Origin of the sequence: Micromonospora sp. NBS 11-29 (assembly GCF_002140155.1) — a bacterium.
Taxonomy (GTDB): Bacteria; Actinomycetota; Actinomycetes; order Mycobacteriales; family Micromonosporaceae; genus Micromonospora.
In genome coordinates, this window is record NZ_NAPR01000003.1 from 338,812 (window position 1) to 359,696 (window position 20,885).

The 20,885-nt window shown below is 74.5% G+C and carries 18 protein-coding genes and 1 pseudogene; 6 read left to right on the forward strand and 13 right to left on the reverse strand.

Translation table 11 applies throughout. The features are described 5' to 3' along the window. Positions 1 to 57: 57 nt before the first annotated feature. A complete protein-coding gene (gene nhaA / locus B1205_RS02840) occupies positions 58 to 1,359 on the forward strand; it encodes a Na+/H+ antiporter NhaA (protein ID WP_089154167.1) in 1,302 nt (433 codons plus the stop codon). Between the two features lie 54 nt (positions 1,360 to 1,413). Here the strand turns inward: nhaA and B1205_RS02845 are convergent, their stop codons facing one another. The 8 genes from B1205_RS02845 to B1205_RS02880 form a co-directional block, all read right to left on the reverse strand. Beyond that, entirely contained in the window at positions 1,414 to 1,617 is a 204-nt protein-coding gene (locus B1205_RS02845) for a hypothetical protein (protein ID WP_089154168.1), read from the reverse strand. Positions 1,618 to 1,716: 99 nt separating this feature from the next. Then, positions 1,717 to 2,304, reverse strand: a complete 588-nt coding sequence (locus B1205_RS02850) for a TMEM165/GDT1 family protein (protein WP_089154169.1) — start codon at positions 2,302 to 2,304, stop codon at positions 1,717 to 1,719. A 229-nt stretch (positions 2,305 to 2,533) separates the two neighbouring features. Next, positions 2,534 to 3,499: an L-histidine N(alpha)-methyltransferase gene (gene egtD, locus B1205_RS02855; RefSeq protein ID WP_089154170.1), complete on the reverse strand. Its 966-nt coding sequence runs from the start codon at positions 3,497 to 3,499 to the stop codon at positions 2,534 to 2,536. After that, entirely contained in the window at positions 3,496 to 4,257 is a 762-nt protein-coding gene (egtC, locus tag B1205_RS02860) for an ergothioneine biosynthesis protein EgtC (RefSeq protein WP_089154171.1), read from the reverse strand. Before egtC ends, egtD begins: the two co-directional genes overlap by 4 nt. A 9-nt stretch (positions 4,258 to 4,266) precedes the next feature. Then, positions 4,267 to 5,595, reverse strand: coding sequence for an ergothioneine biosynthesis protein EgtB (egtB, locus tag B1205_RS02865; RefSeq protein WP_089154172.1), 1,329 nt, complete (start codon positions 5,593 to 5,595; stop codon positions 4,267 to 4,269). Continuing rightward, complete coding sequence (gene egtA / locus B1205_RS02870; RefSeq protein ID WP_089154173.1) at positions 5,592 to 6,827, reverse strand: ergothioneine biosynthesis glutamate--cysteine ligase EgtA; 1,236 nt, start codon at positions 6,825 to 6,827, stop codon at positions 5,592 to 5,594. The genes egtB and egtA overlap by 4 nt, the downstream gene beginning before the upstream one ends. A 158-nt stretch (positions 6,828 to 6,985) precedes the next feature. Beyond that, positions 6,986 to 7,762: a hypothetical protein gene (locus B1205_RS02875; RefSeq protein ID WP_254909709.1), complete on the reverse strand. Its 777-nt coding sequence runs from the start codon at positions 7,760 to 7,762 to the stop codon at positions 6,986 to 6,988. A 1-nt stretch (position 7,763) separates the two neighbouring features. Further along, positions 7,764 to 8,387: an RNA polymerase sigma factor gene (locus tag B1205_RS02880; RefSeq protein WP_089154174.1), complete on the reverse strand. Its 624-nt coding sequence runs from the start codon at positions 8,385 to 8,387 to the stop codon at positions 7,764 to 7,766. Between the two features lie 509 nt (positions 8,388 to 8,896). Here B1205_RS02880 and B1205_RS02885 point away from each other — a divergent pair. After that, positions 8,897 to 10,241, forward strand: a pseudogene (locus B1205_RS02885) (protein kinase domain-containing protein). A gap of 35 nt (positions 10,242 to 10,276) precedes the next feature. Here the strand turns inward: B1205_RS02885 and B1205_RS02890 are convergent. After that, on the reverse strand, positions 10,277 to 10,975 hold the full coding sequence (locus B1205_RS02890; RefSeq protein ID WP_089154175.1) for a DUF305 domain-containing protein: 699 nt from the start codon (positions 10,973 to 10,975) through the stop codon (positions 10,277 to 10,279). Positions 10,976 to 11,112: 137 nt separating this feature from the next. On the opposite strand from B1205_RS02890, the gene B1205_RS02895 reads away from it, so the two are divergent. Continuing rightward, complete coding sequence (locus tag B1205_RS02895; RefSeq protein WP_089154382.1) at positions 11,113 to 12,564, forward strand: LVIVD repeat-containing protein; 1,452 nt, start codon at positions 11,113 to 11,115, stop codon at positions 12,562 to 12,564. Between the two features lie 63 nt (positions 12,565 to 12,627). Further along, complete coding sequence (locus B1205_RS02900; RefSeq protein WP_089154176.1) at positions 12,628 to 13,218, forward strand: HD domain-containing protein; 591 nt, start codon at positions 12,628 to 12,630, stop codon at positions 13,216 to 13,218. Positions 13,219 to 13,263: 45 nt separating this feature from the next. Here the strand turns inward: B1205_RS02900 and B1205_RS02905 are convergent, their stop codons facing one another. Further along, positions 13,264 to 14,256 (reverse strand): linear amide C-N hydrolase, encoded by a 993-nt coding sequence (locus B1205_RS02905; protein WP_089154177.1) that lies wholly within the window; start codon positions 14,254 to 14,256, stop codon positions 13,264 to 13,266. Positions 14,257 to 14,362: 106 nt separating this feature from the next. On the opposite strand from B1205_RS02905, the gene B1205_RS02910 reads away from it, so the two are divergent. Further along, on the forward strand, positions 14,363 to 15,238 hold the full coding sequence (locus B1205_RS02910) for a transglutaminase domain-containing protein (protein WP_089154178.1): 876 nt from the start codon (positions 14,363 to 14,365) through the stop codon (positions 15,236 to 15,238). Between the two features lie 6 nt (positions 15,239 to 15,244). Here B1205_RS02910 and B1205_RS02915 read toward each other — a convergent pair whose 3' ends face one another. Further along, the gene (locus B1205_RS02915; protein WP_089154179.1) at positions 15,245 to 16,858 is read right to left on the reverse strand and encodes an asparagine synthetase B family protein; all 1,614 of its coding nucleotides are present in this window, start codon (positions 16,856 to 16,858) and stop codon (positions 15,245 to 15,247) included. Positions 16,859 to 16,862: 4 nt separating this feature from the next. After that, the gene (locus B1205_RS02920) at positions 16,863 to 17,825 is read right to left on the reverse strand and encodes a hypothetical protein (protein ID WP_089154180.1); all 963 of its coding nucleotides are present in this window, start codon (positions 17,823 to 17,825) and stop codon (positions 16,863 to 16,865) included. A 191-nt stretch (positions 17,826 to 18,016) separates the two neighbouring features. Here B1205_RS02920 and B1205_RS02925 point away from each other — a divergent pair, with 191 nt between their 5' ends. Further along, positions 18,017 to 20,332, forward strand: coding sequence for a family 43 glycosylhydrolase (locus tag B1205_RS02925; protein WP_254909662.1), 2,316 nt, complete (start codon positions 18,017 to 18,019; stop codon positions 20,330 to 20,332). Here B1205_RS02925 and B1205_RS02930 read toward each other — a convergent pair. Continuing rightward, positions 20,269 to 20,802: a 2'-5' RNA ligase family protein gene (locus B1205_RS02930; RefSeq protein ID WP_089154181.1), complete on the reverse strand. Its 534-nt coding sequence runs from the start codon at positions 20,800 to 20,802 to the stop codon at positions 20,269 to 20,271. The two genes, B1205_RS02925 and B1205_RS02930, sit on opposite strands and share 64 nt — an antisense overlap. Between the last annotated feature and the right edge of the window lie 83 nt (positions 20,803 to 20,885).

Consider the following 20,885-nt stretch of genomic DNA (forward strand, 5'->3'; position numbering starts at 1 on the left):
GCCGGGAAGCCTGGTCGGCGATCGTTTCGTCGACCCCTGCTTCCGAACGGACCCCGGATGACACACCGCGCCCCGCACCACTCCCGCCTGCTCGCCCGCCGTTCCTGGCCGGAGGCGCGCTTCCTGGCCGACGTGCTGCGCACCGAGACGGTCGGCGGCGGGCTGCTGCTGCTCGGCGCGGTCCTCGCCCTGGTCTGGGCCAACTCGCCCTGGCGCGGCGCGTACGCGGCGCTGGGCAACTGGGTGCCCTGGCCCGGCGGGGCCGCGCTGCACCTCGACCTCGGCCTCGCCGCCTGGGCCGCCGACGGGTTGCTGGCGATCTTCTTCTTCGTGGTCGGGCTGGAACTCAAGCGCGAGTTCGTCGCCGGTGACCTGCGCGACCCCCGGCGCGCCGCGTTGCCGGTGGTGGCCGCCGTCGGCGGCATGGTGGTCCCGGCGCTGATCTACGTGGCGGTCACGGCGGGCGCCGGCGGCGCGGGCCTGCGCGGCTGGGCGATCCCGACCGCCACCGACATCGCCTTCGCGCTCGCCGTGCTCGCCGTCATCGGCTCCCACCTGCCGCCGGGGCTGCGGGCCTTCCTGCTCACCCTCGCGGTGGTCGACGACCTGTTGGCGATCACCGTCATCGCGGTGTTCTACACCGCCGGTTTCCACCCGCTGCCGCTGCTCGGCGCGCTGCTGGCGGTCGCCGCGTTCGGGCTGCTGGTGCAACGGCGGCGCACCTGGTGGTGGGCGCTGATCCCGCTCGCGGTGACCGCGTGGGTGCTGGTGCACGCCTCCGGTGTGCACGCCACGGTGGCCGGGGTGCTGCTCGGCTTCACCGTGCCGGTCCTGACCGGCCGGGGCGGACAGCCGGGGCTCGCCGAGCGGCTGGAGCACCGCTGGCGACCCATCTCCGCCGGGCTGGCCGTGCCGGTCTTCGCCTTCTTCGCCGCCGGGGTCTCCCTGGTCGACGTCGACCTGGGCGAGGTCCTGCGCGACCCGGTGGTGCTCGGGGTGGCCGGCGGCCTGGTCCTGGGCAAGGTGATCGGCGTGTTCGGGTCGACATTCCTGCTCGCCCGGTTCACCCGCGCCGAACTGGACGAGGACATCACCTGGGCGGACCTGGCCGGGCTGGCGTTGCTGGCCGGCATCGGCTTCACCGTGTCGCTGCTGATCGGCGAACTGGCCTTCGGCCCGGGCAGCCCGGCGGACGAGCGGGTCAAGGCGGCGGTGCTGCTCGGTTCGTTGACCGCCGCCGTCCTGGCCTCGGTGGTGCTGCTGCGACGCAACCGGGCCCACCGGCGGATCAGCGAACGGGAGACCCGCGACGCCGACGGCGACGGCGTGCCGGACGTCTACCAGCGGCCGTCCGGCTGACGCGACGCCGGCCGCCGCCCCCGAGCGCGGGGACGGCGGCCGGCACGCGGTCGGTCAGCGGCGGCGCTCGGCCGGGCGGTCCTCCCGGGGCCCCTCGCTCTCCTCCAGCGCGTCCGTGACCGGCCCGGTGAGGTCGTCACCGGGGACCGCGACCTGCTCGGCCCGGTCCTGCTCGTCCGCGCGACCGCCGGGCGGCGGCTGCGGCGCGGTGGCGCCCCCGGCGAAGCCGTACTCGTTGGGCTCGTCGTGCCTGCTCATGCGCGCAACCTCCCGGTCGTCGGAAAATCCTGGCCGCGGCGCCCGCGGCGCCACCTCAGGACACTTACCCATCGGGGCCGGCCCCGATCATCGGCCGACTCAGTTCAGCTCCGTGATCGCCTCGAAGATCAGCCAGAGGCCGCAGATGGCGAACAGCACGGCCGCGCCGTACCGGATGGCCCGCTCCGGCAGGTGCCGGCCGAGCATCCGGCCCACCAGGATCGCCAACGCGTCCGCGGCGACCATGCCCAGCGTCGAGCCGAGCCAGGTGCCGAACCAGCCGTACTTGGTGGCCAGCGTGATGGTGGCCAGCATGGTCTTGTCGCCCAGCTCGGCCAGGAAGAACGCGACGCCGACCGCGACGATGGCCGACCTGGTGCCGCGTTCGGCCTTGCGTTTCTCCTCCTCGGTCAGCTTGTCGCCGCGCAGCGTCCAGGCGCCGAAGCCGAGGAACGCCAGACCGGCGACGAGCGAGATCCAGCCCGTGGGCAGGGCCGCGTTGAGGCCGACGCCGATGGCCACCGAGGCCAGGTGGACGATCGCGGTGGCGATGGTGATGCCGATGAGCACCGGCACGGGCCGGAAACGCGTGGCGAACGTCAGGGCCATGAGCTGGGACTTGTCCCCCAGCTCGGCGACGAAAATGACGCCGAAGCTGACCACCAGCGCGACGAGGAAACCCTCCATGTGAACCTTCCCGATCAAGCCGGGAGGAGAGACAGGGGTGCCCTCGACCCGGCTGCGACAGCCTGAGTCGAAGGTCTCGCCCGCCCCGGGAACCGGGGCCGCGTGGCCGGATGCGGAACGCACCAGTGTGTCGACCACGACATTGGGGGCTACTCCCCTTCGCGCGGACAACCCTAGCCGATGCCCGCCGGCCGCGGTCAACCGGTGTGGCCGGGGCCACCGGCGGGTCTCAGTCGGCGCGGGCCAGACTCACCCCGAACAGCCCGTCCGGATCGGTCCAGAACGCCTGCCGGGCGAACCCGGCGGCGGCCAGCTCGGCCGCGATCCCCGCCGGCCGGAACTTGGCCGAGACCTCGGTGCGCAACTCCTCCCCGGCGGCGAACCCGACGTCCAGATCCAGTACCCGTACCCGGGTCGGGCGCTCGGCCCGCAGCCGCATCTCGATCCACTCCCGCGCCGGGTCCCAGACCGCCACGTGACGGAACGCCGCGACGTCGAAGTCCGCGCCCAACTCCCGGTTGATCACTCGGAGCACGTTGCGGTTGAACTCGGCGGTCACCCCGGCCGCGTCGTCGTAGGCGGGGACGATCACGCCCGGGTCCTTCACCAGGTCGGTGCCGATCAGCAGCCAGTCGCCGGCCTCCAGCGCCGCGCGCAGGGTGGTGAGGAACTCGGCCCGCTCCCCCGGCAGCAGATTGCCGATCGTGCCACCGAGGAACGCCACCAGCCGCCGGCCACCGGTGGGCAGCCGGTCCAGGTGACGGGTGAAGTCGGCCACGATGCCCCGCACCCGCAACCCGGGGTACGCGGCGGCGATCTGCGCGGTGGACGAGCGCAACGCGCTGACCGAGACGTCCAGCGGCACGAAGGTGCCCAGGTCGCCGTGCCCGGTGAGGGCGTCCAGCAACAGCCGGGTCTTCTCCGACGAGCCCGACCCCAGTTCGATCAGCGTCTTCGCCCCGGTCAGCGCGGCGACGTCGGCCGCGTGCGCGACCAGCACCGCCCGTTCGGCCCGGGTCGGGTAGTACTCCGGCAGGCGGGTGATCTCCTCGAACAGCTCGCTGCCCCGGGCGTCGTAGAACCACTTCGGCGGCAGCCACTTCGGCGTCGCGGTCAGCCCGACCCGTACGTCCTCCCGCAGCCCTCGGTCCAGGTCCTGCTCCTCCAGGTGGATCTCCAGCGGCTCCGCGCTCATGAACGGTCCCTTCCGTCAGTGGTCAACTCGCGTACCTCGAACCCGGCCGTGGTCGCCACCACCAGGCGCCCGTCCGGCACCGCCTGCCAGCCGGGGTCGTCGTCGGACGGCTCGGAGGCCACCAGCACGGAACCGGGACCGCGCCGGATCGACAGCGCGTGCCCGACCACGCTGGCCACCACCGTCGAGCCGTCGGTGAGCAGCAGGTTCAGCCGGGAGCCGGGCGCGGCCTCGGCGACCGCCGCCACGGTGCCCGCCACCGCCTCGTCGAGCGCCGCCCCCGACCGCAGCCGGTGCCGCACCAGCGCCCACACGACCGCCGAGTCGGTCGGCACGTCCAGCGTGATCAGGTCACGGACGGGCAGGTCCCGGGCGAGCGGGACCAACGTGTCCGGCCAGCCCCGGACCACGCCGTTGTGGCTGAACAGCCAGCTTCCCTCGGCGAACGGCGCGGCGGCGGTCTCGTGCAGCGGCATGCCGACCGTGGCGGAGCGGACGGCGGCCAGCACCGCCCCGGTGGCGGTCACCGCGGCCAGCTCCGGCAGCGTCGTGTCGCTCCACAGCGGCTGGGCCCGCCGGTAGCGGACCGGATCGGCGCCCGCCGGGTACCAGCCGATCCCGAACCCGTCGGCGTTGATGGTGCCGCCGCCGCGCATGTCGCGCGGCGCCCACGACTGCCGCAGCAGCCCGTACGGCGGGTCGAGGAGCAGGCTCCCCAGGGTGACCGGTGGGCCGAGGTACGCGAGGTGACGGCACATCGGGCCGGTTCACTCCTCGCCGCCGGCGTCACGGGCACAGCGGAAGCCGCTGAAGATCTGCCGCCGGATCGGGTAGTCCCAGTTGCGGAACGTGCCCCGACACGCCGACCGGTCGGTGCCGAACGAGCCGCCGCGCAGCACCCGGTGCTCATCGCCGAAGAAGGCCTCGGAGTATTCGCGGTAGGGGAACGCGGTGAACCCCGGGTGCCCGCGGAACGTGCTCGCCGTCCACTCCCACACGTCGCCGATCAACTGGTGCACGCCCAGCGGCGAGGCGCCCCTCGGGTACGCGCCCACCGGCGCCGGCCACAGGTGCCGCTGCCCCAGGTTCGCGTGCGCGGTGGTCGGCTCCTCGTCGCCCCACGGGTAGCGGCGGGAGCGTCCGGTCGCCGGGTCCCAGCGGGCCGCCTTCTCCCACTCCGCCTCGGTGGGCAGCCGCTTGCCGGCCCAGGCCGCGTACGCCTGCGCCTCGTACCAGCAGACGTGCACCACCGGCTCGTCGTCGCGCACCGCGGACCAGCGGCCGAACCGGCGGTACGCCCAGCCGTCGCCGTCGCGCCGCCAGTGCAGCGGCGCGCTCAGACCGGCCTCCACCCGGTGCCGCCAGCCGGCCTCGCTCCACCAGCGGGGCTGGTCGTACCCACCGTCGGCGATGAACGCGCGGTACTGCCCGTTGGTCACCGGCGTCGCGTCGATGACGTACGCGGGCAGGTCGACGGTGTGCGCGGGGCGCTCGTTGTCCAGCGCCCAGGGGTCGGTGGAGGTGCCCATGGTGAACGGCCCGGCCGGCACCCGCACCTCCCCACCGACGCCCGCCCGGGGCTCGGGCGGTGGCGGGGCCTCCAGCACCGGGGCACCGGCGCGCAGCTGGTGGGTGGCGAGCATGGTCTCGTCGTGCTGCTGCTCGTGCTGCACGATCATGCCGAACGCGAAGCCGTCCTCGACCAGTCGGCGGTCGGTGAAGCGGATGCCGTCCAGCAGGTCGTACACCTTGTCCCGCACCGTGCGCACGTAGGCGCGGGCCTCGGCCGGGGGCAGCAGCGGCAGCGACGGCCGGTCCCGGCGGGGCTGCTTGAACGCGTCGTACAGGTCGTCGATGTCGCGGCGCACCGGCTCGCGCCCGCCGACGTCGCGGACCAACCACAGCTCCTCCTGGTTGCCGACGTGCGCCAGGTCCCAGACCAGCGGCGACATCAGGGTGGAGTGCTGCCGGACCAGGTCGTCGTCGTCCACCGCGTCGGTCAGCAGCGCGGTGCGGGCGCGGGTGCGCTCCAGTTCCGCGGCGATCCGGGCGCGCAGCCGCCCGGCGTCCGTGCCCGGGTGCTCGGTCGTCGTCACCGGTGTCCCCTCTCCACGGCGGCACGACGCCGCCGGATCGCTCGTCGGGTCTCGTCGTGCAGTCCGGCTGGCAGCTCCAGCCGGGGCAGGGCCGCGAGGGCGAGGTCGAGCAGGGCCGCCGCGGCGGTCGCCAACGGCCGCTCGGCCAGGCCGTGCCGGGCCGCCGCGTTCCACCGGTCGGCGACCGGACCGGCGACGGTCAACGCGTCGCGGGTGGTGGCCGGGTCGGCGAAGATCGCCGCCAGCACCGTCAGCGGCACGGTCCACTCCCGGCCGGGCTGGGCGTCCAGGTAGCGCAGTTCCAGGTAGCCACGCGGGCGTACCGGCGGGAACAGCGTGCTGACGTGGTATTCCAGGTCGTCGGTGGTGGGCGGACGGGGTAGCGCGCCGGCCAGCCAGTCGGCGAACGTCACGCCCTCCGGCGGGGTCCAGTCCGGGCCGTCGGAACGGACGCAGAGCAGCGGCGCGTCGAGCGCGTATCCGGTCCAGGCGGCAACCGGGTCACCGTCGGCGTCGTCCGGCGACCACGCCGGGCGGGTCCGCGCCGGGTCGATGGCCAGCCAGGCGGCCATCCGGGCGGACGCCCACCCGGTGGGCCGGCCGGCGTGCCGGTCGGCGGTGGCGAAGGCGGCCAGCAGCGGCGGACCGACGGCGTGCGCGGCGGCCCAGCGCTGCGCCACCTGCTCCGGTTCGCCGGCGTCCAGGCAGACCTGGAGCCCGGCGGTGCTGTACATCATCGTCCGCCCGGCCGGGCCCCGCCGGTCGAAGACGTCACGCATGGCCCGGTAGCGGGGCGTCTCCACGACCGGCCGCGGGGAGCGCCACGGGTCCATTCCGGTGCGGCCCAGCACGAGGCCGGCGGCGTCCAGCCGGGCTCGCAGCTCGGCGACGTCGGCCTCGGTGGCCTGGATGAGCGCGGCGACCGACGGTCGCGGCGGGGTGGAGATCTCCACCTGCCCACCGGGCTCCACGGTCACGGTTCCGCCGTGCCGGAGCTCCTCGGTCGGGCTGGTGGGGTCGACGGTGGCGGGGCTGTGCCGTCCCAACGCCTTGCGCAGTCGCTCGCGGTCGACCGGACGGGTCGGATCCGCGGCGTCGTGCAGGGTCCATTCCAGTTCGACGCCGATCAACCTGGGTGGCCCGGTCTTGAAGCAGATCCGGGCCAGGTGGCCACGGGCCGCGGCCTCGTCCCCCAGCACGGTCGCCCGGTCCAACTCCGGCGACATCACCATGCGACGGCTCCTCTCCCGGAGACGGGCGACCACACCGGTCGCCCGGGGCCCGGCCGGACGGCACGGACCCGCGCGTCCCACCATCCTCTGTCTAGCAGAAGGAATCCGCGCGCCGGGGGAGATGAATTTTTGTCCGGAATCTGCTGGTGCCGGACGACTCAGTCCTGGTCCTCGTCCTGGTCCTGGTCCTCGTTCTGTTTTTGTTTTTGCTTCTTCGACGGAGACGGAGACGCCGACGGGGAGGTCCCGTCGTCGGCCGTCGGCGACGGCGTCGCCGATGCCGCCCGGCAGTAGCTCTCCACCCGGTCCGGGCCACCGGCGGCGGCGACCAGGTCGGCGAAGCCCGGCGTGGTCAGCGCCTTCGCCCGCTGCCGGTCCGACTTGGCCAGGTACGCGCGGCACTGACCGGCGATCCCGCCCGCGACCGGCGGCGCCGCCGACCCGCTCCCGGAACTCGGGGTGGCCGACGGTGTCGCGCCGGACGCCGTCGGCGACGGACCGGTCGGTGACGGTCCGGCGCCGGTCGGGCCGTCGCCCGTCGGGCCGGTGGCGGTCGGCCCGGTGGCGGTCGTGGTCGGAACCGGGGGGAGCACCGGTTCCGGGCTCCGGTCCAGGCGCACGGCGGCGAACGCCACGCCGGCGACCGTGGTGGCGGCGAGTCCGGCCAACGCGGCGGCGAGCCGAAGGCGGCGGCGCGGGCGGCGGGCGGGAACCGGCGCGGGCGCCGCACGGGCGGCCCGGAACGCGGCGAGCGCCCGCTCCTCGCCGGCGAGTTCGCCCGGGGCGGCCGGGGACGCCGCGGCGGCGAGCAGGCGGGTCAGCGGGTCCGCACCGGCCTGCGGTGACGTGCCGGTCCGCGCCGCGTCGAGGAGCCGGTCGGACCCGGCCCGGTCGGCGGGCCCGGCGGGCCGGCGGGAACTCATGTCGTCGTTCATGTCAGCCCTCCGCCGGCTCGGCCGAGGGGGCGTGCGGCGCCGGGCGGTCGGTGCGGGGACGCGGCGGGGTGACCTGCGGCGCGTCGTCCGGCGCGGAGCGTTCCAGCAGCGCCGCCAGCCGGCGCAGTCCGCGATGCGCGGCGGTGCGCACCGCCCCGGCCCGCCGGCCCAGCACCCGTCCGGCGGTCTCCGCGTCGAGGCCGATGACGGCCCGCAGCATCACCGCTTCGGCCTCGGCCGGTGGCAGCGTGCGGATCAGGGCGAGGGCGCTCTCGGTGGCGATGGCCTCGCCGGCCCGGTCGGCGGTGTCGGTCTCCGCGGCCAGGTCGTTGAGGGCCTGGACCGGCACCGGCACCACCGGTCGACGCCGCTGCCGCCGTAGGTGGTCCATGGCGCGGTTGCGGGCGATGGTGACCGACCAGGCACGGAACTCGCCACCGGTGAACGTGGGCAGGTCGCGCGAGATCTGCAACCACGTCTCCGAGGCCACGTCCTCCGCGTCGGCGCCCACCAGGGTGGTCAGGTAGCGCAGCAAGGCGGGTTGCAGGGTGCGGTAGAGGAACCGGAACGCCTCCTCGTCACCGGCCTGCGCCGCGGCGACCGCCTCGGGCAGTTCCCTGGTCACGGCCGCTCCACCGCCGCGGGCGGGGCGTCCGCCCGCGCGGGAGACCACACCGCCATCCGCACCCTCGGCCCCCCGGCTGAGCTAATCGGCACCGGTACGGGGACCGGCACGCCCATGGAAACTGCCGCACGGCACAGCGGCCGGCCGACATACCGTACCGGCGTGGTGGGACGGCCGGGAGCCGGGCCGACGCTAGAAGGCGACCGGCCGGGCGACAAGGCACCGACGGCCGGGGAAAGGGAGAGAAACGTCTACGCCCTGACCGGGCGTGTCGGTGTAACGAAGACCACCCGGTCGGCGCTGTCGGCGATCACGAAACGGGCGGATCACCCGCCAACGGACGGACAACCGTCGCGAGACCGGTGATAACTGGCCGATCGTACCGGGCCGGTCACCGTCCGCCCACCGGCGTCCGGGTCGCCAACCGTTCGGTGGATCACCCCGGGGCCGCTCGCCGAACGCGTCGGAAGAGATCGCGGGAAATACTCCGCGACGGCTGTGGGTACGGTATGGGAATGCTCACCTCCGACGTCGTACTCAGCGGTCGGTACCGCCTGGATGACCGTGTCGCCACCGGCGGCATGGGCGACGTCTGGCGGGCCAAGGACCTGGTGCTCGGCCGTCAGGTGGCGGTGAAGGTGCTGCTGCCGGCGCTGGTCTCCGACCCCGACTTCATCGCCCGGTTCCGCTCCGAGGCGCGGATCATGGCCTCGCTGCGTCACCCCGGCGTGGTCCAGGTCTTCGACTGCGGCGAGGACGAGCTGCCCGACGGCAGCCGGGCCGACTACCTGGTGATGGAGTTCGTCGCGGGCGAACCGCTGTCCCGGCGGATCGAAGCCGCCGGGCATCTCGAGGTCGCCGAGACCCTGTCGATCGTCGCCCAGGTGGCGCAGGCGCTGCACGGGGCGCACGGCCGGGGCATCGTCCACCGGGACGTCAAGCCGAGCAACCTGCTGGTGCAGGAGGACGGCACCGTGGTCCTGGTCGACTTCGGGGTGGCCCGGTCGACCAACGTCACCAGCATCACCAGCACGAACGCCGTGCCCGGCACCGCGCTCTACATGGCGCCCGAACAGGCCGCCGGCCGTCCGGTCTCCGGCGCCACCGACGTGTACGCGCTCGGCGCGGTGGCCTACTGCTGCCTCACCGGCAGCCCGCCGTTCACCGGCGACAATCCGCTCCAGGTCGCCGTGCGTCACCTCGACGACGAGCCGCCGGAGCTGCCGGCGGAGATCCCGCCGGCCGTGCGCGAGCTAGTGGCCCGGGCGCTGGCGAAGGACCCGGCCGACCGCTACCCGAGCGCCGCCGCGATGGCCGACGCGGCGCGGGCGGCGGGCACCGGATCGTCCACCGCGACGGTGGCGCTGCGCGGCGCCGCCGCCGGGCGGGCGGGGGACGACGAGCCGACCGCGCGACNGCACGCTGATCGGCGCGCTGGGTGCGGTGCTGGTCGCGATGACCGCGCTGGGCGCGCTGCTCGCCGCGGCCAAGGACGCGGAGGCGCCGGCCACCCAGCTCGACACCACCCGGCCCGCGGTGGCGCCGACCAGCTCGGTCGCCGACACCGCCGTCACCGGCCAGCCGTCGACGACCGACGACTTCACCTACCGCCCGGTCGGCCCGAACGGCAGCCCCTCGACCTCGGCGTCGGTGACGCCGAGCGCGTCGCCGAGCGTGTCGGGCGAGCCGAGCCCGTCGAGTACCCCGTCGACCCTGCCGACCGCGCCGAGCAGCGCACCGGCCACCAGCTCTCCGCCGGTCGAGACCACTCCGCCGACCGAGACCACCACCACGACCGCCCCCGCTGGCGGCGGTGAGGGCGACCCGGGCGGTCCGCCGGTCGGGCGCCCCTGATCGCGTCGACCCCACCCACGATCGCCGGGGTGGGGTCAGGATGGCGACAGGACGCCCATACGGGCGATCTCCGCGGACTGCTCGACGGCCACGGCGTTGGCGAACTCCTGCATGGGCTGGTCGACGCCGACCTTGAGCAGGTCGGTGGAGATCGTCACGGCACCCCGGTGGTGGGCGGTCATCATCCGCACGAAGAGGCGGTCGAACGCCGCGCCCCGGGCGTCGGCGAGCTGCCGCATCGCCTCGGCGGACTGCATCCCGCGCATGGTGCCGTGGTCGTGGCCGGGAACCTCGGCGGGTAGGTCGCGGGCGCTGAGCCAGGCCCGCAGCACGCCGACCTCCGGCCCCTGGGCGGCGCGGATCCGGTCGGCGACGGCGCGGACCCGCGGGTCCTCGGCCCGCTCCGGGGCGAGCCTCGCCATCGCCAGGGCCTGCTCGTGGTGCGGGATCATCATCCGGACGTACCAGACGTCGAGGCCGTTGAACCTCGGCGGCGCGGCGTCGCGGACCTGCCCGCCGTCGCGGGTGGCAGCCGGCTCCCCCGGACGGCCCGGCACCAGCACCGGCGGGGCCGAGACGGTGGCGACCGGCGCGGACGCGACGGTGGCGACCGGGCCGGGCCGCGCCGCCACCGGGCGGGTGTCGTCGCGACCACGCACCACCACGACGCCGAGCACGAGAAGCGCCACCAGCGTTGTGACAGCGAACCCCACGCGCGCCTGGCGGCCGGTCATACGGCTCTCCCTCCGGTCGAGGTGACAGCGATCCTATCCATAGACGAAAGTTCCCTGATGTGACCGCGGTCACATTGATGATGATGCGTAATAGGTAAGGTATGCCGCGTCATCATCCCCTTTCGAAGGGTGTGCCGGTGATCAGCATCCATCTGTCCCGTACCCGGACCGTCAGCCTCGCCGCTGCCGGCCTGCTGCTCGCCGGCACGGTCGCCGCGCCGCCGAGCAGCGCCCAGGCGATCCCCCGCGCCCATGCGGCGCCGGCCACCGTGGACACCGCCGTCCCCGGGGTCGACGAGATCTCCAGCAGCCCCAACCTGCGCCAGGTGGCCAACCTGCCGAAGCAGGCCCCGTTCGACACCTCCGCCGCCCTCGGCACCGACGCCGCCTTCCAGGGCCGGTACGCGTTCGTCGGCAACTACGACGGCTTCGTCGTCTACGACGTCTCGCGGCCGAACCGCCCGACGATCGTGTCGCAGGTGCTCTGCCCCGGCTCGCAGAACGACATCTCGGTCAGCGGCGACCTGCTGTTCCTGTCCACCGACTCGTCCCGTTCCGACGACTCCTGCGCCAGCACGACCCAGCCCGCCTCGGTGAAGGAGTCCTGGGAGGGCATCAAGATCTTCGACATCCGCGACAAGCGCAACCCGCGCTACATCAAGTCGGTGGAGACGGCGTGCGGCTCGCACACCCACACGCTGGTGCCGGGCAAGGACCGGCGCGACGTCTACCTGTACGTCTCGTCGTACAGCCCGCGCGCCGAGTTCCCGGACTGCCAACCGCCGCACGACTCCATCTCCATCGTCAAGGTGCCGGTGAAGAGCCCCACCTCGGCCGCGGTGGTCGCCACCCCGAACCTCTTCCCGGACGGCGGCTACCCGGGCGTCCCGGGTGAGAAGTCCGCCACCACGGGGTGTCACGACATCACCGCGTACCCGGCCAAGGACCTGGCCGCCGGCGCGTGCATGGGCGACGGCATCCTGCTGGACATCGCCAACCGGGAGGCGCCCCGGGTGATCGAGCGGGTCACCGACACCGAGAACTTCGCGTTCTGGCACTCGGCCACGTTCAACAACTCCGGCACGAAGGTGGTCTTCACCGACGAGCTGGGCGGCGGCGGCGCGGCGACCTGCAACGAGGAGGTCGGGCCGAACCGGGGCGCGGACGCCATCTACGACATCACCGGCCGTGGCGACGCCCGTAAGCTGGCGTTCCGCAGCTACTACAAGATCCCGCGGGTCAACGCGGACACCGAGAACTGCGTGGCGCACAACGGCTCGCTGATCCCGGTGCCCGGGCGGGACATCATGGTCCAGGCGTGGTACCAGGGCGGCATCTCGGTGTGGGACTTCACCGACTCCCGCAAGCCCAAGGAGATCGCCTACTGGGAGCGCGGCCCGCTCGACGCCACCCAGCTGCGCACCGGCGGCTCCTGGTCCGCCTACTGGTACAACGGCCACATCTACTCCAGCGACATCCAGAAGGGGCTGGACGTGCTGGAGCTGCGCGATCCGCGCACCTGGCTGGCCCAACTGATCCGGGTGCCCGAGTTGAACGTGCAGACCCAGGCCGGTTACCTGAGCTGGTGACCTGACCGACGCCACCGCCGGGCCCGGCTCCCACGGGGGAGCCGGGCCNATCACCGGACGGGCGTGCCGACCGACGAGCAGATCCGGGCGTTGCACGAAGACCTCGCACCGACGGCGGACGCGTTCCGGATCGTGTGGACGCACTGCCGGATCGTGTGTGACATCGCCGAGGGGTTGCTCGACCGGCACGGCGCCGATCTGGACGTCGACCTGGTGCGGGCGGGCAGCCTGCTGCACGACGTCGGGGTCTACCGGCTCCACGGCCCCGATGGCCGGTTCGACCGGGAGAACTACGTCCGGCACGGGGTGCTGGGGCACGCGCTGCTGCGGGAGGCCGGGCTTCCGGAGCCGATCGCCCGGTTCTGCTCCCGCCACACCGGGGTGGGGATCACCCGCGAGGACGTGCGCCGGCAACGCCTCCCGCTGCCGGTGGCCGACTACACCCCGGTCACCGCCGAGGAGGAACTGGTCATGTACGCCGACAAGTTCCACAGCAAGACGACGCCGCCCACGTTCGTCTCCGCCGCCACCTACGCCACCATCGTGACGCGCTTCGGTCCGCACCAGGCCGCCCGGTTCGCGGCGCTGGTCGAGCGGCTCGGCGAGCCGGATCTGCGGGCGCTCGCCCGTGGACACCGGCAGCCGATCGTCTGACCGACGCGGTGGGCACCCCCGTGCGGGTGGGTGGAGCGCGCCGGGTCAGCTCATCGGCAGGCGGTAGTCCCGGGTGCCGCCGCCCGCGGTGACCAGCCGCACCTCGCCGCTGCGCAACCCGTACGTCACCGACCAGCGGGTGTGCGGCTGCCGCACGGCGTCGAGCAGGCGCAACGCGCCGGGCGCGTCGAGCACCCCGCCGGTGCGGTCCAGCTCCTTCGCCAGCACCCCGTACCGGTGGTCGCGGCGCAGGTCCGGGTCGGCCACCCCGACCGCGGGCACATTGGTCAGCGCCTGCCACGGACCACGGCGCCGGTCCACGGTCAGCTTCCCGTCGACGAACTCCACCACTGCCGACGCGCCGGTCGCGTCCGCGAGCAGGTAGTGCAGCGGTGGTCCGCCGTCGAAGTCCAGGTTGTAGCGCGCGAACACGGCGAGCGCCTCGTCCACCGTGGCGGCGGCGTCGAGCACCAGCCGCAGGATGCGCACCGAGCCGACGGTGGGCCGCCCGGGCACCGGCTCGGCCCGCGCGCCGTCGTCGGCGGCCAACCCGACCGCGAGGCCGCGCTCGTTCATCCCGTCGAACGGCAGCAGTGGCGCGTCGAGCAGCCGCCGGTCCCCGGCCGGGTCGGCGGCCACCCCCAGGTAGGAGATGTCGACCAGGGAGATCGAGGCGTAGCCGTCCGGCGGGTCGGTGCGCAGCACCAGCGCCGGGTTCGGCTCCCAGTCGAAGTTGCGGGCGAACAGCGGACGGTCGCGGTCGGCGAGGGCGGCGAAGAGCGAGCAGCCGAACGGGCTCGGCGGGGTGGCGCCGGCCACCCCGGCGGTCGGGTCGTAGTCGCCGACGTAGGTCATCTCGTACAGCGGCAGGTCGTCGACCTTGCGCAGGCTGGCCAGGGTCCGTTCGGCCTGGGCGGGGTCCTGCCGGGAGGCGGTCGGGGCGCCGGCGCCGGCCGGCGCGGCCGGGGCGTGGCTCTCCCCGCACCCGGCGGCGAGCAGGAGCAGCGCGAGCCCGGTGGCGACGACGGTCCTCCGCATGCCCGCGACGCTAGAAGAGACGGCGGCCGCTGTCCATCGGGCGACCGGGGTCGACAATGTCGCCGCCGGGCCCCCGGCCGCCGCCTCCCGGGTCCACAATCGCCGGATGGACGTCGACGACTACCGGTCCCACTCCCCCTACAGCGACCCTCGCCACCACTCGTCCCGACTCGACGCCGCGCCCGCCGACCTCGCCGGCGCCGCGGCCACCGCGCGCAATGTGATCGTCCACTACCGCGCCGGCGGCGTCGACCTGACCGACGCCCGCCGGGGCCAGGTCAACCTGCGCTGGCTGGACCGGATCCTCGACGCCGACCGGTCCCGGTTCCCGCTGCCGCTGAACGCGCCGCGTCCGGCGGCCGAGCGGGTCGCCGGCTGCTGCCGGGACCACACGCTGCTCACGGTCGCCGCACTGCGCCAGCACCGCGTGCCGGCCCGCAGCCGGGTCGGCTTCGCGAGCTACTTCGTGGCGGGTTGGCACCACGACCACGTGCTCGCGGAGTGGTGGAACGGCGAGCGCTGGGTCTGGTCCGACCCGGAGTTGGACCCCGCCGACGACCGGCCGTTCGACGGCTACGACATCGACCCGGAGGCCGGGCACTTCGACTCGGCGGCCCGGGTGTGGCAGGCGTACCGGGCGGGGCGCGTCGACCCGGACACGTACGGGGTGGACCCGTCCCTGCCGTTCCGGGGCGACTGGTTCATCCACGACTACGTGCTGCTGGAGCTGGCCCACCGGCACAAGGACGAGGTGCTGCTCTGGGACAGGTTCGGGGCGATGACCGAGGACCTGACCGGCGCCGACCTCACGCTCGTCGACGAGATCGCCGCCCTGCTGCTGGCCGCCGACCGCGGCGACACCGCCGCCGAGCGGGAGCTGACCCGCCGGTACGCCTCGGACGCCCGGTTGCGTCCGGGCGCGACGGTCCGCAGCCTCGACCCCGTCACCGGCGTCGCCGCCGACGTGGATCTGCCGCGCTGACCGCGCTCACCCGGGCAGGGGCGCCTCGTCGCCGCCGCGGGTGCGACGCGGGTTGACCAGCCGGCGGACCATCGGCGCGGCGTTCCACCGGGCGGCGCCGACCAGGTCACGGGCGTGCTCCAGCACGGTGTAGTCGGGCCGGGCCAGACCGTCGGCGATGGCCCGGTCGAGGTCGTCACCGCAACGGGTGAGCACGCTGTCGAAGTCCCGCCGGACCGGTTCGAGCAGGTCGTAGCCGAACGAGCGGTGCAGCCGGGCGAACAGCGGCTTGTAGAGCCGGGCCCGCTCGTGCAGCCCGGACGAGTACGACATCGGGTTCTTCGGCCGCCGCCGGACGTAGTCGGGCAGCACGTCGGCGAAGGCCCGCCGGACGATCCACTTCTCCTGGCCGTCGCGCAGTTTCAGGTCCAGCGGCAGCCGCATGGCCAACTCGACGACGCTGAGGTCGAGGAACGGCACCCGGGCCTCGACCCCGTGCCCCATGCTCGCCCGGTCCACCCGCTGCAACTCGGTCCGGCACAGGTTGCGGATCTTGTGCAGGAAGAGCCGTCGGGACCGTTCCGGACCCACCCGGTGGTACATCGGGTAACCACCGAAGACCTCGTCGGAGCCGTCCCCGGTCAGCACCACCCGCACGCCCAGCTCGCGCAGCCGCCGGAAGATCGGCACCGAGACCACCGCGTTGATGATGTCGCCGTACTCGGTCAGCTCCGAGATGCGGATCGCCTCGCGCACGTCGGCCAGCCGGATGTCACGCGGGCGCAGCTCGACCACCTCGTGCGCCACGCCGAGGTCGGCGGCGAGCCGCCGGGCGTACGCCACGTCGGGGCTGTCCGGTGCGCCCACGGTCACCGCCACGCAGTCGGGGTGCAGTTCCCGGGCGTGCAGCAGCGCCAGTGAGCTGTCCAGGCCGCCGGAGAGCACCACGCCGACGGTCAGGTCGGTGTCCAACCGGATCCGCATGGCGTCGGTGAGCGCGACCCGGACGAGCAGGGCGGCCTCGTCCGGGTCGTCGATCACCGGCAGGTCGGCGCCGAGGGTGAGCAGGTCGACGTGCGGGCGCAGTCGGACCGGTCCGTCCGCGTCGACCCAGCCGTGGTGCCCCGGCGGCACCTCACCGATCGGCGCGCCGTGCCCGACCAGCGCCTTGACCTCGGAGGCGAGGTGCAGGCAGCCCGGTCGGCGGGACCAGTAGAGCGGCTTCACGCCGAGCGGGTCCCGGGCCACGTACGCCCGGCCACCGTCGCGGTCGACCACCACGAACGCGTACTCCCCGCGCAGCCGACGCACCGCGTCCTCACCCCACTGCCGGAACGCGGCGAGCACCACCTCGGTGTCGCCGGTGGTGCGGAAGCGGTGCCCGAGCCGGGTCAGGACGGCGCGCAGCTCGTGGTGGTTGAAGACCTCGCCGTTGTAGCAGAGCAGGTGCCGTTCGTCGGCGGAGACCCAGGGCTGCACGGCCCGGTCCCGATCCACCACACGCAGCCGGCATACGCCGGCCAACAGGCCGTTCTCCCGCCGGGTCTCGGTCACCTCACCGCGCGGGGCGAGCGCGGCCAGCATCCGCCGGAACGTGGCCGGGTCGGCCTCCGGGCCGATGCTCAGCGCGATCCCGCACACCGCGTCACACCCCCATCTCGGTTTCGTACGCCTGCCGGAACCGACGGCGGGCGGCGGGTGCGAGACAGACGTGCCACGCCTGGCCCTCGTCGACGACGTTCACCTCACCGGCCTCCTGCCGCGTCAGCAGCAGGCCGGCCAGGGTGGACCGGGCGCCGAACCGCCGGTACCAGTCCAGTTCCACGTCGGCCGCCCAGCCCAGGCAGTGCCCGCTGGGCATCATGGCGGCGTACCCCAGCCGGCGCAGCCGGTGCTGGTGCTCGGCGCTGCGGGCCAGGCTGGTCACCCAGAGCGGCGGCGTGCCGGGCCGGGCCGTCGTGGCGAACTCCCGCCCGAGGTCGTTGAGGAACGCGACCATCTCCCGGCGGGCCCGCCGGAACAGCAGCCCGGCGGTGTGCGGGGTGGCGTCCGGGCGCAGCCGCCGCCGGGCCGCCCGCAGCCCGCGTCCCAGCATCGTGGCGGGCTGCTCCTGGTAACGGAAGTCGAGCAGCCCGCGACGGCGCAGCCACTCCAGGTCGACCAGGTCGGTGCTGGTGCGCACCTGCTCGTCGGTGAGGAAGGTCGGGCTGTCCCGCCACCACAGCACGTCGATGCGGGAGAGCAGGTAGATCCGGACCAGCGCGGTCAGGTCCTGCGCCGAGCTGCGCGGGTTGGGCTGGTAGCGGGCCATCTCCAGCAGCAGCGTCTCCCGGGCGCCGACCAGCCCCTGCCCAGTGGCGTCGAGGACCGCCGCGATGGCCGGCTCGCGTAGCCGCTGGTCGAGCAGCACCTGCCGGGCGGCGGCCGACGGCGCGTCCGCCAGCGCGCCCATCTCGACCAGCAGTTCCGCCACGGCCGCCCGGTACGCCGCGAGGTCGGGCGCGACGTCCACGGCCCGCCGGCCGCCCGACGGCAGCCGACGGACGACAGTGGTGGACGCGACTACGGGACCGGGCTGGCGTCCGGGGCTTCGGCTGGGAACTCGCATGGTCTCCGCCCCTCTCCACGAAACAGTGCGTCACAAGTTCTGCACCGAACGTAACCACTCAGAGTGGCCCGACCGGGATCAAGTCCCCCATCTCCCCCGAAGGTGCCCCACCGGGTCCTTTACATCGTTGTCTCCAACGTTGTACAAACGTGTGCACCGCAGTGACCTCCGTCTACCCCAGGCAGGCCCCGATGGGACACCTCCGCAGCGGCGGCGTGCTCGCCGCCGTACTCACGCTCCTGCTCGCCGGCGCGGCGCCCGCGCCGGCCGCCGGGCCCGACCGCTACCGCAACCCGGTCTCCACCGGGTTCGCCGACACCTTCGCCGACCCGGTGGTGGTCCGCGGCGACGACGGACTCTGGTACGCCTTCGGCACCTCCGACCCGCTGCGCGAGGGTGAGGGACGGGCGCACCGGGTGCCGATCGCCCGCTCCGCCGACCTGGTCGACTGGACGTACGTGGGCGACGCCTTCACCCCCGACCAGCGACCCGCCTACGCCGCGCCCGGGGCCGCGTTCTGGGCGCCCGACGTGCGCCGGATCGGCGGGCGGTGGGTGATGTACCTGACCGTCACCGACACCACCGCCTCCGACGACACCTTCGACACCGCCGTCGGGGTCGCCACCGCGCCGAGCCCGACGGGCCCATGGACGTTCGCCGACGAACCGGTGGTCGCGCCGCGGCCCGGTGCGGGCGGCGGCTACCTGTGGACCATCGACCCGAGCCAGCTCACCGGCGCCGACGGCCGGTCCTGGCTCTACTTCGGCAGCTACTACGGCGGCATCTCGGTCACCGAACTCACCCCGGACGGCCTGCGCGCGGTCGGCACGCCGACCCCGGTCGCGATCGACAACAAGTTCGAGGGCGCCTACGCGCTGCGCCGCGACGGCTGGTACTACCTCTTCGCCTCCACCGCGAACTGCTGCGCCGGCCCGGCCACCGGCTACTCCGTCCAGGTCGGCCGCGCCCGTGACCCGCGCGGCCCGTTCGTCGACCGCGAGGGCCAGCGCCTCGACGCCTCCCGCGCCGGGGGTACGCCGGTGCTCACCCAGAACGGCAACCGGTGGATCGGCACCGGACACAACGCGGTCCTCACCGACCTGGCCGGGCAGGACTGGATCGCCTACCACGCGATCGACCGGACCGACCCGTACCTGGACGAGCCGTTCGGCGTCAACGAGCGGCCGATGCTGCTGGACCGCCTCGACTGGATCGGCGGGTGGCCCACCGTGAACGCGGGCGCCGGCCCCTCCGACACCGCCCGGCCCGCGCCCGTCACCACGGGCCCGATCGACGCCCGCTTCGCCACGCCGGACCTACGCGGCTGGCGGGCCGAGCACGGCCGGTGGCAGGCCGCCGCCGGGGTGCTGACCGGCAGCGGCACGCTGACCTCGCGTACCCCGGTCGCCGGTGACCTGCGGGTCGAGACCGACCTGCGGCTGACCGGCGCGACCACCGCCGGGCTGCGCCTCGGCGGCGTGGACGTCCGCGTCGGGCGCGGCCGGCTGACCGCCGGCGCGGCCGCGGTCCCGCTGCCCGCCGGCACCGACCTGCGCGAGCGCCACAACCTCGCGATCGAGGTACGCGGGCGGCAGCTCGTCGCCACGCTCGGCCCGTCCCGGCTCGGCGACCCGGTCGCCCGGGTGACGGCTCGGCTCCCCCGCGCCGCGACCGGCGAGGTGTCGGCACGCGCCGAGGGCGGGGCGGCCGAGTTCGACAACGTCAGCGCCGTCCGCCTGTACCGGCCGGTGCGGCACACCGTCGCCGAGCCCCGGGTCGGTCCGGTGCTGCGCCGCTACTCCGACGAGTTCGGCGACGGGCTCGACCCGGCCTGGCGGTGGGTCCGCCCCGACCCGGCCGCCACCGTGTCCGACGGCGCGCTGCGCTGGCCGGTGCAGGACGCCGACCTCTCCGGCACCGGCAACACCGCCGGGGTGCTCCTGCGCGACGCGCCGGCCGGGGACTACGTCGCCGAGACGAAGGTGACGCTGGACCTGGGCGAGGACGTCGTACGCAACTACCAGCAGGCCGGTCTGGTCGCGTACGTCGACGACGACCGGTTCGCCCGGCTGACCCAGGTGGCGATCTGGAACACCCGACAGGTCGAGTACGGCTACGAGCTGCCCTTCGCCGGTCAGCCCGTGTACGGCGGCAGCATCGTCGGCACCCCCGGCACCACGACGTGGCTGCGGCTGGCGCATCGGCTCGACCCGGTCACCGGCGAGCACGAGTTCCGGGCGGGGTCGAGCCGGGNAGCGCTGGACGTGGGGGGCGGTCTGGACGTTCCCGGCGGACACCACACCGCGCATCGGACTGGTGGCGCACGGCGGGGCGACGCCCGCGGTGACAGCGGAGTTCGACTATCTGCGCGTCCACCGCTGACCGGATCGCCACACCGGCCGTCGCGTCGACCACGGGCCGCCCCGGCCGGCAGGTCGCCGGGTCAGCCGCCGGTGCGCGGGCGGGCCGCGGTCAGCTCGCGCACCGTACGGGTGTCCCCGTCGTAGCTGCGGGCCGCCACGAACTCCCCGGCCACCCGGTCCGACCCGGCGACCGCCCGGGCGCGACGGCGGTCCGCGCCCCGGAACCGCAACGCCAGACTCAGGTGCGGAACCCACCGGCCCGGCAGGTGCCACGGATGCGGACCGGACGCCTCGGCCAGCACGTCCCAGACCGCCCCGTGCAACGCGGCCAGTTGGGGCGTCGGGCGCACCAGCCAGACCAGCGGGGCGCTGCCGTCGAGGACCGCCACCCGGTCCAGCCGCACCGGCAGGGGCAGCGCCGCGTCGCAGAGGTCAGCCAGGCGCCGCTCGGCCCCGGGCGGGAACTCGTCGACCGAGGCGAGCGTCAGGTGCGGCCGGTTCGTCGGATGCGTGTTGCGGGCCAGGCTGGGCAGCCCGGCGGCGGCGAGCCGGCTCCAGGCCGCCCGCACGGTCGCGTCCAGCTCCTCCGAGCAGAGCAGTTCCACCGTCCGCACGGGATCAGGCTAGTCGCCGCCGCGGCCGGGCGGGTGGCGCGGTCAACGTTTGCCCCGGTCGCCGCGACCCGCGTCCGGCGGTG